The sequence below is a fragment of the Micromonospora sp. NPDC050980 genome (assembly GCF_040653835.1).
GTDB lineage: Bacteria > Actinomycetota > Actinomycetes > Mycobacteriales > Micromonosporaceae > Micromonospora.
Window position 1 is genome coordinate 22,705 of record NZ_JBFAGS010000001.1, and the last position, 17,518, is coordinate 40,222.

The 17,518-nt window shown below is 72.5% G+C and carries 18 protein-coding genes; 9 read left to right on the top strand and 9 right to left on the bottom strand.

Translation table 11 applies throughout. From position 1 onward, the window contains the following. The first annotated feature begins 55 nt into the window (after positions 1 to 55). A complete protein-coding gene (locus AB0H28_RS00120; protein WP_358031987.1) occupies positions 56 to 1,204 on the top strand; it encodes a glutamate--cysteine ligase in 1,149 nt (382 codons plus the stop codon). 41 nt (positions 1,205 to 1,245) lie between these two features. Next, positions 1,246 to 2,616, top strand: coding sequence for an FAD-dependent oxidoreductase (locus AB0H28_RS00125; protein WP_358031989.1), 1,371 nt, complete (start codon positions 1,246 to 1,248; stop codon positions 2,614 to 2,616). 70 nt (positions 2,617 to 2,686) lie between these two features. Here AB0H28_RS00125 and AB0H28_RS00130 read toward each other — a convergent pair whose 3' ends face one another. Both AB0H28_RS00130 and AB0H28_RS00135 read right to left on the bottom strand, forming a co-directional pair. Next, positions 2,687 to 3,913, bottom strand: coding sequence for a hypothetical protein (locus AB0H28_RS00130; protein ID WP_358031991.1), 1,227 nt, complete (start codon positions 3,911 to 3,913; stop codon positions 2,687 to 2,689). A gap of 2 nt (positions 3,914 to 3,915) precedes the next feature. Continuing rightward, entirely contained in the window at positions 3,916 to 4,431 is a 516-nt protein-coding gene (locus AB0H28_RS00135; protein WP_358031994.1) for a SigE family RNA polymerase sigma factor, read from the bottom strand. A 97-nt stretch (positions 4,432 to 4,528) separates the two neighbouring features. On the opposite strand from AB0H28_RS00135, the gene AB0H28_RS00140 reads away from it, so the two are divergent. Continuing rightward, positions 4,529 to 5,404, top strand: coding sequence for an aminoglycoside phosphotransferase family protein (locus tag AB0H28_RS00140; RefSeq protein WP_358031996.1), 876 nt, complete (start codon positions 4,529 to 4,531; stop codon positions 5,402 to 5,404). A gap of 1 nt (position 5,405) precedes the next feature. Here AB0H28_RS00140 and AB0H28_RS00145 read toward each other — a convergent pair whose 3' ends face one another. Next, positions 5,406 to 6,215, bottom strand: a complete 810-nt coding sequence (locus AB0H28_RS00145) for a DNA-formamidopyrimidine glycosylase family protein (RefSeq protein WP_358031999.1) — start codon at positions 6,213 to 6,215, stop codon at positions 5,406 to 5,408. A gap of 277 nt (positions 6,216 to 6,492) precedes the next feature. Between AB0H28_RS00145 and AB0H28_RS00150 the strand changes: the two genes are divergently transcribed. The 5 genes from AB0H28_RS00150 to rocD all read left to right on the top strand — a co-directional run bounded on the left by AB0H28_RS00150 (position 6,493) and on the right by rocD (position 12,153). After that, complete coding sequence (locus tag AB0H28_RS00150; protein WP_358032001.1) at positions 6,493 to 7,221, top strand: cellulose binding domain-containing protein; 729 nt, start codon at positions 6,493 to 6,495, stop codon at positions 7,219 to 7,221. 5 nt (positions 7,222 to 7,226) lie between these two features. After that, positions 7,227 to 8,666, top strand: a complete 1,440-nt coding sequence (locus tag AB0H28_RS00155) for an RICIN domain-containing protein (RefSeq protein WP_358032003.1) — start codon at positions 7,227 to 7,229, stop codon at positions 8,664 to 8,666. A 154-nt stretch (positions 8,667 to 8,820) separates the two neighbouring features. Beyond that, the gene (locus AB0H28_RS00160; RefSeq protein ID WP_358032006.1) at positions 8,821 to 9,732 is read left to right on the top strand and encodes a thrombospondin; all 912 of its coding nucleotides are present in this window, start codon (positions 8,821 to 8,823) and stop codon (positions 9,730 to 9,732) included. Positions 9,733 to 10,123: 391 nt separating this feature from the next. Then, positions 10,124 to 10,939 (top strand): dimethylargininase, encoded by an 816-nt coding sequence (ddaH, locus tag AB0H28_RS00165; protein ID WP_358033769.1) that lies wholly within the window; start codon positions 10,124 to 10,126, stop codon positions 10,937 to 10,939. Continuing rightward, positions 10,939 to 12,153: an ornithine--oxo-acid transaminase gene (rocD, locus tag AB0H28_RS00170; RefSeq protein WP_358033772.1), complete on the top strand. Its 1,215-nt coding sequence runs from the start codon at positions 10,939 to 10,941 to the stop codon at positions 12,151 to 12,153. Before ddaH ends, rocD begins: the two co-directional genes overlap by 1 nt. 63 nt (positions 12,154 to 12,216) lie before the next feature. Here rocD and AB0H28_RS00175 read toward each other — a convergent pair whose 3' ends face one another. The 3 genes from AB0H28_RS00175 to AB0H28_RS00185 form a co-directional block, all read right to left on the bottom strand. After that, a complete protein-coding gene (locus AB0H28_RS00175; protein WP_358032009.1) occupies positions 12,217 to 13,368 on the bottom strand; it encodes an FHA domain-containing protein in 1,152 nt (383 codons plus the stop codon). Between the two features lie 64 nt (positions 13,369 to 13,432). Continuing rightward, positions 13,433 to 14,485, bottom strand: a complete 1,053-nt coding sequence (locus tag AB0H28_RS00180; protein ID WP_358032011.1) for an acyl-CoA desaturase — start codon at positions 14,483 to 14,485, stop codon at positions 13,433 to 13,435. 132 nt (positions 14,486 to 14,617) lie between these two features. Continuing rightward, on the bottom strand, positions 14,618 to 14,884 hold the full coding sequence (locus tag AB0H28_RS00185) for a helix-turn-helix transcriptional regulator (RefSeq protein WP_358032014.1): 267 nt from the start codon (positions 14,882 to 14,884) through the stop codon (positions 14,618 to 14,620). A gap of 55 nt (positions 14,885 to 14,939) precedes the next feature. Here AB0H28_RS00185 and map point away from each other — a divergent pair, with 55 nt between their 5' ends. Continuing rightward, positions 14,940 to 15,749, top strand: a complete 810-nt coding sequence (gene map / locus AB0H28_RS00190) for a type I methionyl aminopeptidase (protein ID WP_358032016.1) — start codon at positions 14,940 to 14,942, stop codon at positions 15,747 to 15,749. Between the two features lie 90 nt (positions 15,750 to 15,839). Here map and AB0H28_RS00195 read toward each other — a convergent pair whose 3' ends face one another. The 3 genes from AB0H28_RS00195 to AB0H28_RS00205 form a co-directional block, all read right to left on the bottom strand. Continuing rightward, on the bottom strand, positions 15,840 to 16,226 hold the full coding sequence (locus AB0H28_RS00195) for a hypothetical protein (protein WP_358032019.1): 387 nt from the start codon (positions 16,224 to 16,226) through the stop codon (positions 15,840 to 15,842). 462 nt (positions 16,227 to 16,688) lie between these two features. Next, positions 16,689 to 16,916 carry a polymorphic toxin type 30 domain-containing protein gene (locus AB0H28_RS00200; RefSeq protein WP_358033775.1) on the bottom strand — a complete coding sequence of 76 codons (228 nt, stop codon included), beginning with the start codon at positions 16,914 to 16,916 and terminating at the stop codon, positions 16,689 to 16,691. A gap of 265 nt (positions 16,917 to 17,181) precedes the next feature. Further along, the gene (locus AB0H28_RS00205; protein WP_358032023.1) at positions 17,182 to 17,514 is read right to left on the bottom strand and encodes a hypothetical protein; all 333 of its coding nucleotides are present in this window, start codon (positions 17,512 to 17,514) and stop codon (positions 17,182 to 17,184) included. Between the last annotated feature and the right edge of the window lie 4 nt (positions 17,515 to 17,518).

The following is a 17,518-nucleotide window of genomic DNA, read 5'->3' on the forward strand; positions in this document are numbered from 1 at the left end:
GGTAACAGGGCCTCGACCACGCGGCACGAGGCCGCGACCGGTCGGCGAGGAGACGGTGGTGACCATGAGTGGCTCAGTGGCGGAGCGGGAACGGGACGCCGCGCCGGGCCGGACGGACCTGCTGACGGTCGGGGTCGAGGAGGAGTTCCTGCTCGCCGATCCGCACACCGGTGCCGCCGTGCCCGCCGTCGACCTGGTGATGGAGCAGGTGCCGGCCGAGTTGCGCGGGCAGGTGGAGCGCGAGTTCCAGACCAGCCAGATCGAGATCGGCAGCCCGCCCGGCCTGGAGCTGTCCTCGATCCGGCACTCGCTCGGCGTGCTCCGCGCCGAGCTGTCCGACGCGGCCGAGCGGGCCGGTGTGCGGCTGCTGGCGATCGGCACCGGCCCGGTCGACGGGCCGGTCCCGCCGGTGGTGGACAAGCCCCGGTTCGACCGGATGATCGAACGGTTCCGGCTGCTGGTGCCCGGCCCCGGCAACAACGGCATGCACGTGCACGTCGGCATCCCGGACCCGGACACCGGGGTGCACGTGCTCAACCACGTCCGACCCTGGCTGCCGATCCTCCAGGCGGCCACCGTCAACTCCCCGTTCTCGCGGGGCGAGGACACCGGCTACGCGAGCTGGCGCTCCGTCGAGTGGGAACGCTGGCCCTCCGTCGCCCCCACCCCCTACCTGGAGTCCCACGAGCACTACGAGCGGCTGATCCGCCAGCTCATCGCCAGCGGCGTGATGCTCGACGAGGGCATGCTCTACTGGTATGCCCGGCTCTCCGCCAAGTACCCGACCGTGGAGATCAGGATCGGCGACGTCTGCCCGTCCGTGGACGACGCGGTGCTGGTGGCCGCGCTGGTGCGCGGCCTCGTCGCGACCGCGCTCGCCGACATCGCCGCCGGCCGGCCGGCCATCAACACCGACCACCACCTGCTGGTGGCGGCGCACTGGCGGGCCGCGCACGACGGGTTGGAGGGCCAAGGCGTCGACCTCACCGACGGTGAGCTGCGCCCGGCCTGGGAGCTGCTGGACCGGCTGGTCGACCGGCTCCGCCCGGAACTGGACCGGCACGGCGACCTCGACCGGGTGACCGACCTGTTGGGCGGGCTGCGCCGGCACGGCAGCGGCGCGGCCCGGCAGCGGGCGGTGTTCGCCGGCAGCGGCAAGCTTGTCGACGTGGTCGCGGACGTGGCCCGGCAGACCCGTGGCTGAGCTGCCCCGGCCGGGGCGGGCGGCGTGACAGGATGAGCGGCGTGACGGAGCGGATGATCGTCATCGGCGGGGACGCCGCCGGCATGTCGGCAGCCTCCCAGGCGCGGCGCCGCCGCGACCGGGCCGAGCTGGACATCGTCGCGTTCGAGCGGGGGCACTTCACGTCCTACTCGGCCTGCGGGATCCCCTACTGGATCAGCGGCCTGGTGCCGGAACGCGACCAGCTCGTCGCCCGCACCCCGGCCGCCTTCCGCGAGGATTACGACATCGACGTCCGGACCCGCCACGAGGTCACCGCCATCGACCTCGGCCGCCGTGAGGTGCTCGCCCGCGACCTGGACGGCGGCGGCGAGGTCCGCGCCGGCTTCGACACCCTGGTATACGCCACCGGCGCCACCCCGGTGCAGCCGGACTGGGTGCGCGACGAGGTGGCCGGGGTGTTCGGCGTGCAGACGCTCGACGACGGCGCCGCGGTGCTCGCCTGGCTGGAACGCGAGCCCCGGCCGCGGCACGCGGTGGTGGTCGGCGGCGGCTACGTCGGGGTGGAGATGGCCGAGGCGCTGGTGCAGCGCGGGCTCTCGGTCCAACTGGTCGAGCAGGCCGACCAGCCGATGGCCACCGTCGACCCGGACATGGGCGAACTGGTGGCCGAGGCGATGCGCGGGATCGGCATCAGCATCCGCACCGGCATGACGGTCACCGGCCTCACCGAGCGGGACGGCCGGATCGCCGCGGTGGTCACCGACGAGGGGCCGATCCCGGCCGACATCGTGGTGCTGGGCCTCGGCGTACGCCCCAACACCGCGCTCGCCGAGGCCGCCGGGCTGCCGATCGGGCCGTCCGGCGGGATCCGGGTGGACCGCCGGATGCGGGTGCCCGGGGCGGCCGGGGTGTGGGCGGCCGGCGACTGCGTGGAGACCCTGCACCGGGTCAGCGGCATGCCGGTGCACATCCCGCTCGGCACCCACGCCAACAAGCAGGGCCGGGTCGCCGGGATCAACATCGGCGGCGGTTACGCCACCTTCCCCGGCGTGGTCGGCACCGCCGTCACGAAGGTCTGCGAGCTGGAGGTGGGGCGCACCGGTCTGCGGGAGCGGGACGCCACCGAGGCCGGCTTCGAGTTCGTCACCGTGACGGCCGAGTCGACGAACCGGGCCGGCTACTACCCGGGCGCCCGGAAGATGACCGTGAAGTTGATCGCCGAGCGGCCCAGCGGGCGGCTGCTGGGGGCGCAGATCGTCGGCTGGTCCGAGGCGGCCAAGCGGATCGACTCGTTGGCCGTGGCGCTGTGGAACGGCATGACGGTGGACGAGATGACCGCGCTCGACCTGGGCTACGCGCCGCCGTACGCCCCGGTCTGGGATCCGGTGCTGATCGCCGCCCGCAAGGCCGTCGACGCCCTCGCGGTGTAAGGAGGGGCCCCCTGTTAACGCCTGCGGTATAGCAGGGGCCCCGCTTAACACCTGCCGTCGCGGAGTTCCGTCAGCGGCAGGTCCACCGCACCGCCCGGAACTGAAGGTCGCCGAGGTCGAGCTGGCCGCCGAGCACGTGCCCGTCGTCGCTCATGCTGCTCACCGCGCCCACCGCCGCGCCGCCACCGCCCGGTCGCGGCAGCTCGCGCAACCCCGCCTCGGTGTGCAGCACGACCACCTTCCCGCGCGCCTGGCCGGCCAGCCAACCCCGGTCGTTCCCCACCTCCACGTGGAAGGGATCGGTCAGCACCACGCTCTTTCCGGTGCGGATGTTGATGCGCGTCGGGTAAAGCTGCCACCCGGTGCGGGCCCGACCCGGGTCGAGCTCGCGGTAGGCGGTTCCGACGACCCAGTCGCCGGCCAACGAGCCCGGGGCGAACTGGAACGCGACCCCGTCCGGCAGCGAGGGCAGCGGCAGCAGCTCCGGGCGGCTCGAACCCGTACGCCAGATCGCCGCCCGCAGGTCACCCGACGGCCCGTCGGCCACCTTGCCGACGACGGTGCCGTCCTCGCCGATCCCGACCGCCGTCCCCTCCCAGCGGGGGCCGGGCAGCGGCAGGTCCACCGCCCGACTCTGTGGGCTCTTCCAGACGACCGGCAGTTGCCGGTCGCCGACCTGGCGGAAGCCGACGATCCGGCCGGTGTCGTTCACCGCCGTCGCGCCTGCCCCGCCGTCGACCGGCAGCCGGCTCGCCCGCCCGGCCCGCACCGACCATGCCTGCGACCGGTTGCCGACGAAGGTCTCCCCCACCGCGAGGCCGTCGCGGTTGACGTCGAGCATCCGTTGGTCGCTGCCGGGCAGCGTGACCTTTTCGGGCTTGCCGTCGTGCCAGAGCACGATCGGGTGGCTCATCCCGCCGGGATACAGGCGCCCCGCCAACCATCGGCCGCTGGGGTCGCCACCGGTGACCAGGCTCCGACCCTTCACGGGTACGGGCAGATACTCGCCCTTGCAGACCGGAGGTCGCGGAGACGGGCTGGCCGGGCCGGGAGTCGGGGCACCGCTCACCACCGCCCGTTCCGGCGGTTCGACGCTCTGCCGCGGGTGCAGTGCCACCGGGAGGGCCGCGAACGCCAGTACCCCGAGCGCGGCTGCGCCGGCCGCCCCCGCCCGCCGGTTCCGCCTCCGGCGACGGGCCTCCCGGATCGCCCGTGCCAGGTCGATCCGGGAGGGCCGGTCCGGCTCGTCCTCCAGTTGCCGCAGCAGGTCGGCGACGTGCTTCTCGTCGATCGTCATGGTCACCGCTCCCCTCCGATCCGACCGGCCAGCTCCCGATCGCCGAGCAGTCGTCGCATCGCCGCCAGACCGTGCGAGGTCTGGCTCTTCACCGTGCCGGCCGAACAACCCAGCGTGCGGGCCACCTCCTCGACCGGGAGGTCGTGCAGGAAACGCAGCACCAGCACCGCCCGCTGGCGGGGTGGCACCCGGTCGAGGGCGGCCCGCAGCACGGTCCGGTCCTCGACGCCCCGGTCCTCCGTGCTGCGGACGTCCGGCGGCCCACCGAACAGGTGGACCCGCCACCAGCCGCGCCGGCGGCTGTCGAGGAACAACCGCACCAGCACCGTCCGGACGTACGCGTCCAGCCGTTCCACCTCGCCGAGTCGCGACCAGCGCGGGTAGAGCCGGGTCGCGGTCTCCTGCACGAGGTCGTCGGCCTGGTCGGCGTCACCGCACAACGCGTACGCCAGCCGGCGCAGCGCCGGCAGCCGCGCGGTCACGTATGCCACGTATTCCTGGTCCGCCGTCTCGGACATGCGGCTACCTCCTGGGGGCTCGCTCTTCCAGACGACGCCCCGCCCGTTCGGGTTGCACGGGTCCCCGAGCACCGTCGGGTACGGGCAGGATGGGCGGGTGCGGTGGGAGATTCCGGCGGGGTTGCGGTGGACCGAGCGGACGCCGGTCGGGCAGGCATGGCGGGCGGAGTTACCCGATCGGCTGGCGGAATGCGTGGCGCGGTGGGAGCTGACCGCGTTCGGCCCGCCGTTCGCCTACGCGTTCGCCTCGCTGGCCCTGCCGGCGGAGCTGCCGGACGGGACGCGGGCGGTGCTGAAGGTGCAGTACCCCGACGACGACAGCGTCCACGAGGCGACCGCCCTGGCGCACTGGGCCGGGCGGGGCGCGATCCGGCTGCTCGCCCACGACGCCGGGCACCGCGCGTTGCTCGTCGAACGCTGCGACCCCGGTACGCCGTTGCACACGCTGCCGGCCGACCCCGCGCTCGACGCCGCGCTCACCCTGCTGCCCCGGCTCGGGGTGCCGGCCGGGCCGCCGTTCACGCCGCTCGCCGAGGAGGCGGCCGGTTGGGCGGAGCGGATGCCGGGCAACTGGCGACGGGCCAACCGCCCGTACGAGCGGCGGCTGCTCGACGCGGCGCTCGGCGTGCTCGCCGACCTCGCGCCGAGCCAGGGCGAGCAGGTGCTGGTCAACCAGGACCTGCACGCCGGCAACGTGCTGGCCGCCGAACGCGAGCCGTGGCTGGTCATCGACCCGAAGCCGCTGGTCGGCGAGCGCGAGTTCGCGGTGGTGCCGCTGGTCCGCGGCGCGGAGCTGGGCCATTCCCCGGCGGCGGTGCGGCACCGGCTCGACCGGCTCAGCGCCGGGCTGCACCTGGACCGGGAACGGGTGCGCGGCTGGGCGCTCGGGCAGACCCTGGCCTGGAGCATCGGCGGCGACGCGGTCTTCCCCGGCAACATCGAGGCAGCCCGTTGGCTGCTCGACGAGACGTGACTCAGCCGGCCTGGCAGGTGGGGCACCAGTAGAGGTTGCGCCCGGCCAGCACGCCCCGGCTCACCTCGCTCCCGCAGACGTGACACGGTGCGCCGGGTCGGCGGTAGACGTACACCTCGCCGCCGTGCCGGTCGACCCGGGGCGCCCGGCCGGTCACCTCGGGCAGGTCCGCGTCGCGCACGGTGTCGATCCGGCCCCGCTCGACCGCCCGGGTCATCAGCGCCACCAGGTCCGCCCAGAGTTCCGTCCAGCCCGGCGGGGTCAGCTCCCGGCCGGGCCGCAGCGGCGGCAGCCCGGCCCGGAACAGCGCCTCCGTCACGAAGATCAACCCGGTGCCGGCCACCACGGACTGGTCCAGCAGCAGCGCGGCGAGCGGGGTGGGGCTGCGCCGGATCCGCGCGTACGCGGAGTCCGGGTCGGCGTCGGCGCGCAGCGGGTCGGGGCCGAGCCGGCCGCGCAGCGCCGCCACCTCGGGCGGGGTGAGCAGCTCGCACGCGGTGGGGCCGCGCAGCTCCAACCAGTTGCGGTCGCTGTGCAGGCGCAGCCGCACCTGGCCGATCGGGTCGGGCGGCTCCCCGGACCCGTCGGTGACCTTGCCGTACAGCCCGAGGTGGATGTGCAGGGCCAGCTCGCCGGCGTAGTGGTGCAGCAGGTGCTTGCCGTACGCCTCGGTGCCGTCCAGGACCGTGCCGGTGAGCCGCGCGGCACCCTCGGCGAAGCGCCCCTGCGGGCTCGCCGCGTGCACCTTGTCGCCGGCGAACAGCTCGGCGTGGCGGGCCGCTAGGCGGTGGATGGTGTGTCCCTCTGGCACGGGTAACAAGGGTAGCCAGCCGCTCCGACCGCGTCGCGGGACGCCGTTGAATCGATGGTCGTCGAATGCCAGACTATCTCCACTCGCGCTCGGGAGCCGGTGCGAGCCGCTCGATCCCGCAGGAGAGCGGCGCTGGGCAGCCTTCTCCGGCACTCCGTCGCGCCGCCGTAGCGCCCCGGAACCCGCGGCGCGGTCGGCCGGCTGATCGCGGGACGGCGACGGCACGGTCCCGGTCCGGCGCCGACGACACCGCGGTGCCCGCAGCTCAGGAGCACACATGTTTCGTACGCTCGGCGCGGCGCTGACCGCCGCCCTCACCCTGACCGGCTTGGCCGCCCCGCCCGGCGCCGTCCGGTCCCCCGCCGTGACGGCAACGCCCACGCCCACGCCCACGCTGGTGTGCCCGCCGGCGCTCCCGGTCAGCGGCCAGGTCACCGCGGCCACCCCCACCAGCCTCACCGTCACCTACTCGATGCTGCTCAGCCCGCCCTGCGGATACGACCCGCCGATGGTGGTCAGCCTCTTCACCAGCCGGGAGGACGCCGCCGGGTGGGGCGACCCGGTGGCCGAGGCCGTCACCGGGCCGGAGCGCTTCGGGACGGTGACCATCGACGGACTGACCCCCGGCACCGCCTACTGGTTCCGGTTCAGCGACGCCCACGGGTCACGGTATCCGTACCTCATCGGCGGCCCGGCGCGGACGCTGTCGACCTGCGCCGCGACGACCACGATCGACAGCAGTTGGCCCGGCGGCTTCGTCGCCACGGTCACCGTGCGTAACGAGGGCACCGAGCCGGTCGCGGGCTGGCTGGTCTCCTGGCGGTGGTCGGGTGACGAGCGCGTCCAGTCGGTCTGGGGCGGGGTGGCGGAGGGCGCCGGCCCGGACGTCGCGGTCCGCAACGCCTCCTGGAACGGGACGCTGGCCCCGGGCGGCTCCACGACGTTCGGCCTGCTCGTGGCCGCCGGCGAAACGCCCGGCGGCATCACGCCGAGCTGCGGGCGGTGACCGGGATGAGGCGGATGAGGCGACCGCTCCTGGCCGCCGGGGCGGCGCTCGCCGTCGCCGTCGCGGCGGCGCTCTGGCCGGTGACGGGCGCGCTGGCGGCGCCGGTGACCGTCCCCAACGGCACGCAGTTCACCGCCACCGACGGCGGCGTCGTGCACGCCCACGGCGGCGGCATCCTCAAGGTCGACAACTACTACTACTGGTTCGGGGAGAACCGCAACCCGGACAACACGTTCCGGGCGGTCTCCGTCTACCGCTCGACGGATCTGCGCACCTGGGAGTTCCGCAACGATGTGCTCACCCCGTCGTCGGCCGCCGAGCTGCGGGGCGCCAACATCGAGCGGCCGAAGGTCATCTACAACGCCGGCACCGGCCGGTTCGTGATGTGGATGCACAAGGAGAACGGGTCCGACTACACCGAGGCGCGGACCGCCGTCGCCTCGTCGACCACGGTGGACGGCGCCTACACCTACCACGGCAGCTTCCGGCCGCTCGGGCAGCACATGTCCCGGGACATCACGCTCTACAACGACAACGGCACCGCGTACATGATCTCGGCCGCCAACGAGAACCGCGACCTGCACATCTACCGGCTCACCTCGGACTACCTGAACGTGGCCGGCCTGGTGGGCAACTTCTGGGCCGGCGCGACCCGAGAGGCGCCGGCGATGTTCAAGCGGGGCAGCACATATTTCCTGCTGACCTCGGGGGCGACGGGCTGGAGCCCGAACCAGGCGCGGTACGCCACCGCGTCGAGCATGTCCGGACCGTGGAGCGGCTGGACCGACGTGGGCAACGGCACCACCTTCAACTCCCAGCCGGCGTTCGTGCTGCCGATCCAGGGCGCCTCCACCACCAGCTACCTCTACCTGGGTGACCGGTGGGCGGGCGCCTGGGGCGGGCCGGTCAACGACTCGCAGTACGTGTGGCTGCCGATCAGCTTCCCGACCAGCACGAGCATGAGCCTGACCTGGTATCCGTCGGTCACCATCGACACGGCCGCCGGGACGGTCACCGGCAACTCGCCCGCCTGGTACCGCGTCACGGCCCGGCACAGCGGCCGGGTGCTGGACGTGATCGGCAACTCCACGGCGAACAACGCCGAGGTCAAGCAGTGGGCCTGGAACGGCGGCGGGAACCAGCGGTGGGATTTCCAGGACGCCGGCGGCGGCTGGTTCCGCCTGGTGAACGCCACCAGCGGCAAGTGTCTCGACGTCGCCAACGCGTCCACCGCCGATGGCGCCAACATCATCCAGTACACCTGCGGCACCGGCGCCAACCAGCAGTGGCAGTGGGCGGCGACCGGCGGCTGGTTCCAGCTGCGGGCCCGGCACAGCGGCAAGTGCCTGGACGTGGTCAACGCCGCCACCGGTGACGGCGCGGACGTCCAGCAGTACTCCTGCGGCGGCGGCACCAACCAGCAGTGGTCGCGCACCCGGTCCTGACGAGCGGGCCGCCGCACGACGCGGGCCGGCCCGGCCGCCGGCGCGACGCCGGTCGGGGCGGGCCGGCTCGCGTCGCCGGGTGTCGATTTCCGCACGCCTGGGTACCTCGTATCTGTCATGCGCGGCCTCCGCGCCTGCATCAGGAGGTACCAACATGAACATCTTGTCCCGCCGGAAGTCTCCGGCGCGTAGTGACGATGTCAACGGCGACGGCGTCGTGGACGCCCGCGACGAGAACACCGTGGCGGACGGGACGGCCGGCGAGCCGGTGCTGACCGACCGAGACGCGGCGCACACCACCTACCGCAGCGGCGCGAGCGCCACCGAGGCGGAGCGCGCCGCCGACACCGGGCGGACCGGCGAGGCGGGTCGGGTCACCGACGCCGGGCGAGTTCCGGCGGGCGATCGGGTCGGCGGGGCCGAGCCGGTCGACGACGGGCACGTCGAGACCGTGCCGCGGACCGGCGAGGCGGAGCGGCGGGCGGCGCAGCGGGCCGCGTCGGCACGGGCGGCGACCAGCCGGCCGGAAGGCCGGAACACGCGGACCGCCGACCCGGAGCCCACCCGGGAGCACCCGGTCGACCTCGACCGGGACGGCCGACCGGACCGCGCCACCGACCTCGACCGGGACCCTCACGCGGCCCGGACCGTCAGCCTCGACCGGGACGGTCACGCGGACCGGACCGTCGACCTCGACGGCGACGGCCGCCCGGACCGGGAACTCGACCCGGCGCTGACGAAGAAGCCGCGAGCCAGCCTGCTCGCCACGCTCGGCCTGGTCGTCTCCGTCGTCGGCGCGCTCTTCGTGCTCTCCGGCACGCTGGCCGGCTACGGCATCGGGCTCGGCGCGGTCGGCGCGGTGCTCGCCGTGCTCGGCCTGAACGCCACCCGGCGCCGGCACGTGGCCGGCAAGACCGACGCGCTGATCGGCATCGCGGTCGGTCTGGCCGCCGTGGTGCTCGGCGTGGTGGCGATGACCGGCCAGTTCGACTGGCCGACCGCGGACGGCGAGTGGGTGGGCCGGTTCCGCGAGTGGCTTGATTCACAGTTTGTCGATCGCTTCTGACGGGCACTGTTCGCACCGCCGGCAGCGACCGGCAGCCCGATCAGCTCCGGTGGTTCACCGGGCAGCACCGGTGGTTCACCGGCTGGGCAACACCTCTTTCGGGGGCGGCGGATCGCCGCCCCCGAAGTGTTTCCGGAGCCGGCCGGCCGGCGCACGAGCCGAGCCAGCTGAGATCCTGGTATGGAACGACCCCCAGAGGGGCCGAACCGCACCAAGAGCGCATGGACGCAATGATCGGCCGGGCCGAGGTCTTCAGACGCAACGATCGGCCGGTCGACGCAACTTCCCACGGTGGAAGTCGACGCCCCGGGCCGCATACGGTTGGACCACGGCGCCAGCCCGTGGGCCGACCGTGGCCGGGCGCGCCCGACTATGGGAGCACCACATGACGATGGACGCCACCCGCCAGCGCTTTCTGATGTGCCGGCCGACGTACTTCGCCGTCGACTACGCGATCAACCCGTGGATGGACCCCACCGCCCCCGTCGACCCCGACCTGGCGATCCGGCAGTGGGAGCAGCTCCACCAGACCTACCTCGACCTGGGCCACTCCGTCGAGCTGATCGACCCGGTCGCCGGCCTGCCGGACATGGTCTTCGCGGCCAACGGCGGCACGGTGATCGACGACAAGGCGATGGCGGTGCAGTTCCGCGACCCGCAGCGCGCCGACGAGGCCCCCGCCTACCGGGCCTGGTTCGAGGCCGCCGGCTTCGAGATGTACGACCCGAAGCACGTCAACGAGGGTGAGGGCGACGTCCTGCTGGTCGGCGACCACCTGCTCGCCGGCACCGGGTTCCGCACCGCGCACGCCTCGCACGCGCAGCTCCAGGAGGTCTTCGGCTATCCGGTGGTCACCATGCAGCTGGTGGACCCTCGCTTCTACCACCTGGACACCGCGCTCACCGTGCTCGACGAGCGGACCGTGGCCTACCTGCCGGAGGCGTTCTCCCCGGGCAGCCGGGCGGTGCTGCGCCGGCTCTTCCCGGACGCGATCCACGCCACCCTTGCCGACGCCGAGGTGCTGGGCCTGAACGCGGTCAGCGACGGCCGGCACGTGGTGCTGCCGGCGCAGGCCACCGACCTGTCCGCGAAGCTGCGCGACCGGGGCTACGAGACCATCGGGATCGACCTGTCCGAGCTGCGCAAGGCCGGCGGCGGACCGAAGTGCTGCACGTTGCGACTCCGTCAGGGAAAGGCGATCAAGTGATCATCGACGACATGCTGCGGACGCCCTCCGCGGTCCGGGACGCGGAGCGCCACACGGCGCACAACTACCACCCGCTGCCCGTGGTGATCTCGTCGGCCGAGGGCGCCTGGCTGACCGACGTGGACGGCCGCCGCTACCTGGACTGCCTGGCCGGCTACTCGGCGCTGAACTTCGGTCACCGGCACCCGCGGTTGATCGAGGCCGCGCACGCGCAGCTCGACCGGCTCACGCTGACCAGCCGCGCGTTCATCCACGACCAGTTCGCCGACTTCTGCCGGGAGCTCGCCGCGCTCTGCGGCAAGGAGCTGGTGCTGCCGATGAACACCGGCGCGGAGGCGGTGGAGACCGGCATCAAGGTCGCCCGCAAGTGGGGTTACCAGGTCAAGGGTGTCGCCCCGGGCCAGGCGAACATCGTGGTGGCGGAGGGCAACTTCCACGGCCGTACGACCACGATCGTCAGCTTCTCCACGGATGAGGACGCGCGCGCCGACTTCGGGCCTTACACGCCGGGCTTCACCGTGGTCCCCTACGGCGACCTGGCCGCGCTGGACGCGGCGATCGACGAGAACACGGTGGCGGTGCTGCTGGAGCCGATCCAGGGCGAGCAGGGCGTCGTGGTGCCGCCGGAGGGCTACCTGCCGGGGGTCCGCGAACTGTGCACCGAGCGCAACGTGCTGTTCGTCGCCGACGAGATCCAGTCCGGCCTGGGCCGCACCGGCGCGACGTTCGCCTGCGACCTGGAGGGCGTCGTCCCGGACATGTACCTGCTGGGCAAGGCGCTCGGTGGCGGCATCGTGCCGGTCTCCGCGGTGGCCGCCAACGCCGACGTGCTCGGGGTGCTCAAGCCGGGCCAGCACGGCTCGACGTTCGGCGGCAACCCGCTGGCCTGCGCCGTCGCGACCGAGGTGGTCCGGCTGCTCGCCACCGGCGAGTTCCAGCGCCGCTCGGCCGAGCTGGGCGAGCGACTGAGGGCCGGCCTGGAGGCGCTGCTCGGCAAGGGTCTCGTCGCGGTCCGGGTCCGTGGCCTCTGGGCCGGCGTCGACATCGACCCGGCGCTGATGAGCGGCCGGCAGGCGTGCGAGCGGCTGATGGAGCGGGGGGTGCTGGCCAAGGACACCCACGGCTCGACCATCCGGCTCGCCCCGCCGCTGGTGATCACCGAGGACGAGATCGACCACGCGGTGGCGCAGCTCGCCGCCGTGCTGGCCGGCTGACCCCCCGTACCCGAGTAAAGGGCGCCGGGACCACGACGGTCCCGGCGCCCTTTCGCGCGTGGGTCAGGGACGCGGCAGCCGCATCGCCATGGTCGGCGCCTCGGCCATCACCGAGTTCGGGGTGTACGTCGCGTCGCTTGCCGTCTCGGCGGCCCGGCCGACCTGCACGCCCGGGTACAGCTCGATCAGGTCCCCCTCGCCGAGCGTCCGGGACTGCTGCGGCGGCAGCGGGATACGCTCCGCCTCGACCATCGACCCGCCCGGCCGTACGCCGGAGCCGTTGGTGCTGGTGTCGGTGACCACCACCTCGCCCGCGCGCCCCAGGTCGAAGCGGACGTGGCTGCGGCTGATCCACCGCCGGGCCTCGTCGTTGAGCCACTGGCCGAGCTGCACCCCACCCGGCGCGTCCGGGGCCCGGCCGACCGCCACCGGGTCCGTCTCGGTGAGCACGAACCGTTGCCGCACCAGCCCGCCGATCCGCACCGCCAGCACCTCGCTGCGCGGGCGTGGACCGGCGTCGGAGAGGCGCGCGCCGTGCCGGGGGCAGGTCGGCGCGCCGGTCCGCAGCGTGGGCGGCGGCTGTTCGGACGGGGCCCGGTCGACGGCGGCCAGGTCGGCGAACGCGCCGCCGCCCCCACCGCCGCCGAACAGCGCGCAACCCGGTTCCGGACAATGCCACTGCCGGGAGAGCAGCTTGACCCCGGCCGGCGAGCGGCTGCCGGTGGCCGGATCCTGGCCGCCGCCGACGTGCGCGATGAAGACCGGCCCGCCGGCGCCGGGCACCGGGGCGAGCGCCCGGCCGGCCTGGCCGATCCACGGGTACCGGCCGATCAGACCGTCGAGCCGGGCCCGGGTGAGCACCGGCAGGCCGAGCAGGTCGGCCACCTCCAGCATCCGGTCACCGGGTTGGTCGAGCACCTCGACCAGGCCGTCGTCGGCCCAGCGGCGGACCACCATCCGCTCGTTCGAGGTCAGGTCGGCGTCGGACAGCAGCGCCCGGTGCACGATCGCGTAGACCTGGACACTGTCCTCACCGATCTGCCGGGACAGCGCGTCGATCACCATCCCGAGCCGCAACAGGCTGGCCGGCCGCCCACCGTCGAGGTTCTGCCACCGGATCACCTCGGCCAGGTCGACCACGGCCCGCGCCAGCGACGGGTCGGTGCTGACCCGCCCCTCGATCGCGTCCAGCACCTTGCTGATCTCGAATCTCATGCCGCGCTCCGCACCGTGTCGCGCCCGTCCACCATGCGACGACCCTACCGCCCGCCCGCCGCGCTCACCCCGCGCGCAGCGGTCGCCCCACGTCGTGCAGGTGCGCCAGACCCTGCCGGTACGACTCGACCAGCCCGGTCTCCGCGTACGGGATGCCCTGCTCGGCGCAGTACGCCCGGACCAGCGGCCGGGCCCGACGCAGGTTGGCGCGCGGCAGGTTTGGGAAGAGGTGGTGCTCGATCTGGTAGTTCAGGCCGCCCAGCGCCAGGTCGACGAAGCGCCCGCCGCGCACGTTGCGGGCGGTGAGCACCTGCTTGCGCAGGTGGTCGAGCTGGTCGTCGGCGGTGGGCATCGGCATGCCCTTGTGGTTCGGGGCGAACGCGCAGCCCATGTAGAGGCCCCAGAGTCCCTGGTGCACGGCGGCGAAGAGCAGCGCCTTACCCGGTGACATCACCGCCAGGAGCAGGCCGACGTAGCCGACGCCGTGCACCGCGAGCAGCAGCGCCTCCACGGCCCGGTGCCGCATCGGGACGCGCCACCCGCCGTCCGGCTCCCGGTCGGTCAGCGCCCGGACGCTCGCCACGTGCAGCGCCAACCCTTCGAGCAGCAACAGCGGGAAGAACAGCCACGCCTGCCGGCGGGCCATCCACCGGCTCAGGCCGCGGGTCGCCAGCGCCTGCTCGTACGTCCAGACCAGCGCGCCCGCGCCGACGTCCGGGTCCTCGTCGGCGTGGTTCGGGTTGGCGTGGTGCCGGTTGTGCTTGTCCACCCACCAGCCGTAGCTGAGCCCCACGGCCAGGTTGCCGGCGACCAGGCCGGCCGCCTCGCTCGGCCCGCGCCGGCGGAACATCTGCCGGTGCCCGGCGTCGTGCCCGAGGAACGCGACCTGGGTGGTGGCCACCGCCATCACGGCCGCCAGCGGGAGCTGCCACCAGGAGTCGCCGACGGCCACCACCAGCGCCCAGCCGGCCAGGAAGGCGCCGAGCGTGAGCGCCATGCGGACCGCGTAGCGGCCGGGTCGCCGGTCGAACAGTCCCGCCTCGGCGACCCGGCGGGACAGGCGCGCGTAGTCGCTGCCCCGCCGGGCGTCCGGCGCCGTCGACGTCGAAGAACTCATCCGGTTTCGCCCCCCGGTGCCGCGAGCCGCACTCCGGTAGGCGACTCTCCGTCACCAATCTTGGGGAAATAGATAGCGCATAGTAATCCCGCCAGCCCCCGGATCGGAGGTGGTGCTGGCCCTACCTCGCCGTCAGGATGCCTGGCGGGCGGGCAGGTCGGTGAGCCAGACGTCGGCCAGGTCGGCGAGGGGGACGTCGAGGGCCCGGCTGAGGCCGACCACGGTGCCGAACGCCGGCGCGGGCAGTCGACCCGCCTCGATCTTGCGCAGCGTCTCCGGTGAGATGCCGGCCGCCAGCGCCACCTCGACCAGGCTGCGGCCGGCCCGGGCGGACCGCAGCGCGGCACCGAGACGCCGGCCCGCGGCGACCTGCTCGGGCGTCAGTGGCTGGCGAACCATGGCAGCAGGATAGTCCCTCCGGAAGCGCCTCGATCGCGCGTGGTATAAAAATACCGTGATTGAGCTCAAGTCCACCACCGAGATCGACCGGATGGCGGTGACCGGCCAGTTCGTCGGTGAACTGCTCGCCGAGCTGAGCGGCGTCGCCGCGGTCGGCGTCAACCTGATGGACATCGAGCACCACGCCCGCCGCCGGATCGCCGAACGCGGCGCCGAATCCTGCTACTGGGACTACTCCCCCTCGTTCGGCCGGGGCCCGTTCCGCAACGTGCTCTGCCTGTCGGTCAACGACGCAGTGCTGCACGGCCTGCCGCACGACTACGTGCTGCGCGACGGCGACCTGCTCAGCATCGACATGGCGGTCACCATCGACGGTTGGGCCGCCGACTCGGCGCTCTCCTTCGTCGTGGGCACCCCCGACCCGGCCGACCTGAAGCTGATCGAGGCGACCGAGGTCGCGCTGGAGGCCGGCATCGCCGCCGTCCAGCCCGGCGGGCGGCTCGGCGACGTCTCCGCCGCGATCGGCGAGGTCGCCCACTCCTACGGCTACCGCGTCAACGGCGAGTTCGGCGGCCACGGCATCGGCCGCACCATGCACGAGGCCCCGCACGTCGCCAACAGCGGTCGCCCGCACCGGGGCATGAAGCTGTCTCCCGGCCTCACCATCGCCATCGAGCCCTGGTTGTGCCGCAGCACCGACAAGATCCGGGTCGACGACGACGGCTGGACCATCCGCTCCGCCGACGGCTCCCGCACCGCCCACTCCGAACACACGGTCGCGGTCACCGAGGCCGGACCGCGGGTGCTGACCCGCCGCCCGACCCCCGCAGCCCGGGCCGACGGACCGGTGGCAGCGACGCCCTGAGCGACCCGCAGGCTCCCGTTTCGTACAGGGAGCCAGCGCATCCCGTCACGGCCCGTGGCGTGGTGTCGAGCGTGAGTCTCTGCTCGTTGTTCAGCGTTCGGGTTGGGTCGGCGTCTGGCCAGTCATGAGTTGGTGAGCGTGGATTGCCGCGTGGGTGACCTCGCGCCATCCGGGGTGGGTGAGGTAGTCGTCGTCGGCTGCGGCGGGTCCGAGTTCGTCAAGGATGACCGACAACGGGCCGAGCGTTGCGGTGATCGCGTCGGCCTCTTCGGCGCTGGCGAGAATGGTGCCGATGTCGCCGTGGGGTCGGCACTGGTCCCAGAAGGTGTCATCGAGGAGCCAGTGCACGGCTTCGGTCAGGCCTGGCCACGATGTCAGGGCGTGCGGGCGCAGGGTCGCGAGGAGTGCTAAAGCGGTGATGATGTCGGCTCTGCGGCCAGGCCAGGCGATGGTGGTCACGCCGCTGTCATCGACCACATCCCGCTCCTCATCTACCTCACTGATCCGCCGCCCCACACGCTGGCAGCAGATCCCGATGGTTGGTAAGGCCTCGCCATGCTCTCGTCCGGGGTGGGCGGCGCTGTCATCGCCGTCCACCCCGGATCGAAACCGCACTTTTCGTGGCCGCTATGCCGGCGGGTCAGTCAACCTACCTGTTCCGAGTACCAGCTCATCCAGGTAAGACGACTGCTCTTCACTCAGTTTGTCGCCAATCAGTTGATGAAGCGAATTTACCAAACCGGCGCGCAATGTGTGAACGTCCGAGATCCCGAGAATCGCATGCAATATTGGCCAGCGCGAGTGCGACCGATTCAGCTTCTTCGCGGTCGAATACGGCCGCCCAGTCGCTCGTATTTTCCGCGCCGACTTCCCGCGCCCCTGCATGAACTGAGGTGATGAGCCTAAGTAGTCGAATCAGGTCCTCAGCGCCGACAGCCATCACAGCCCCGGGAACTGGCTGGACCAAGGGATGTGCGTTGCATTGGCTGCGCCAGGATTGCAGTTGGGGCTGTTCGGATTATGAGATTGAGCATGGAACAAATTCCCGCCTTCATCTTGATACTGACGGCCAATCTGCACCCTGTACGTCTCACCGGCTGCGGAGTTGGATCCGGCCAGCGCCGTGCCGTCGGGGCCCTCACTGGTCTCCTTGTCGACCAGCGTAATACCACCACCACGGTAGGAGGCAGCCCCTTCCTACCCGCAACAGGCAGCGGCGGACGGTCTGCCTCTGGCAGGCCCGTCCGCCGCTGCAACGAGTTGTGCGTGAGCTACTCCTCAGGCGAAGTAGCGGTCGCCGACAAAGCTGCGCATGTCAGGGGTGTCTTCGAGAAGTGGACTCGACATACCTGGATGTATCGCCTTCAGCAAATCTGCAAGCCGGAGTCAGCTGACAAACGTTTGGCTATCGCCGCCTTGCAGCGTCTCGACGTCAGTCGACGAGGTCGACATGCGGCGAGACGTCGAAACGGTTGAAGATCGACCACGCCACCTGCACCTGCTCGCGAAGACACGGTTCACCAGCCGGCAGGAATACTTTGACGCCACAGTCACCCTCCTCCAGGGTGCGCGAGATGGAGATCTCAACCTCTACTCGCCCGACCAATGGATAAGTGAACCATTCACCGTCGTCCGACCCGGATTCCAGTCCCGCTTCGACCGCATCCCAGTCCAGATTTCCGAAGTGATACCCCACGACATCCGAAAGTGCGGCGAGGAAGCCCTTCAGGTTGCGGCCGTGCAGCCATCCATCAAGGAACTCCATCGAC

What these genes read in the sequence shown, in the direction of transcription:
- AB0H28_RS00180 (WP_358032011.1), bottom strand. Translation starts at nt 14,485, where the DNA reads ATGAGTTCTTCGACGTCGACGGCGCCGGACGCCCGGCGGGGCAGCGAC.
- ddaH (WP_358033769.1), top strand. Translation starts at nt 10,124, where the DNA reads ATGGACGCCACCCGCCAGCGCTTTCTGATGTGCCGGCCGACGTACTTC.
- AB0H28_RS00155 (WP_358032003.1), top strand. Translation starts at nt 7,227, where the DNA reads ATGAGGCGGATGAGGCGACCGCTCCTGGCCGCCGGGGCGGCGCTCGCC.
- AB0H28_RS00150 (WP_358032001.1), top strand. Translation starts at nt 6,493, where the DNA reads ATGTTTCGTACGCTCGGCGCGGCGCTGACCGCCGCCCTCACCCTGACC.
- AB0H28_RS00160 (WP_358032006.1), top strand. Translation starts at nt 8,821, where the DNA reads ATGAACATCTTGTCCCGCCGGAAGTCTCCGGCGCGTAGTGACGATGTC.
- AB0H28_RS00135 (WP_358031994.1), bottom strand. Translation starts at nt 4,431, where the DNA reads ATGTCCGAGACGGCGGACCAGGAATACGTGGCATACGTGACCGCGCGG.
- AB0H28_RS00175 (WP_358032009.1), bottom strand. Translation starts at nt 13,368, where the DNA reads ATGAGATTCGAGATCAGCAAGGTGCTGGACGCGATCGAGGGGCGGGTC.
- AB0H28_RS00185 (WP_358032014.1), bottom strand. Translation starts at nt 14,884, where the DNA reads ATGGTTCGCCAGCCACTGACGCCCGAGCAGGTCGCCGCGGGCCGGCGT.
- AB0H28_RS00205 (WP_358032023.1), bottom strand. Translation starts at nt 17,514, where the DNA reads ATGGAGTTCCTTGATGGATGGCTGCACGGCCGCAACCTGAAGGGCTTC.
- AB0H28_RS00130 (WP_358031991.1), bottom strand. Translation starts at nt 3,913, where the DNA reads ATGACGATCGACGAGAAGCACGTCGCCGACCTGCTGCGGCAACTGGAG.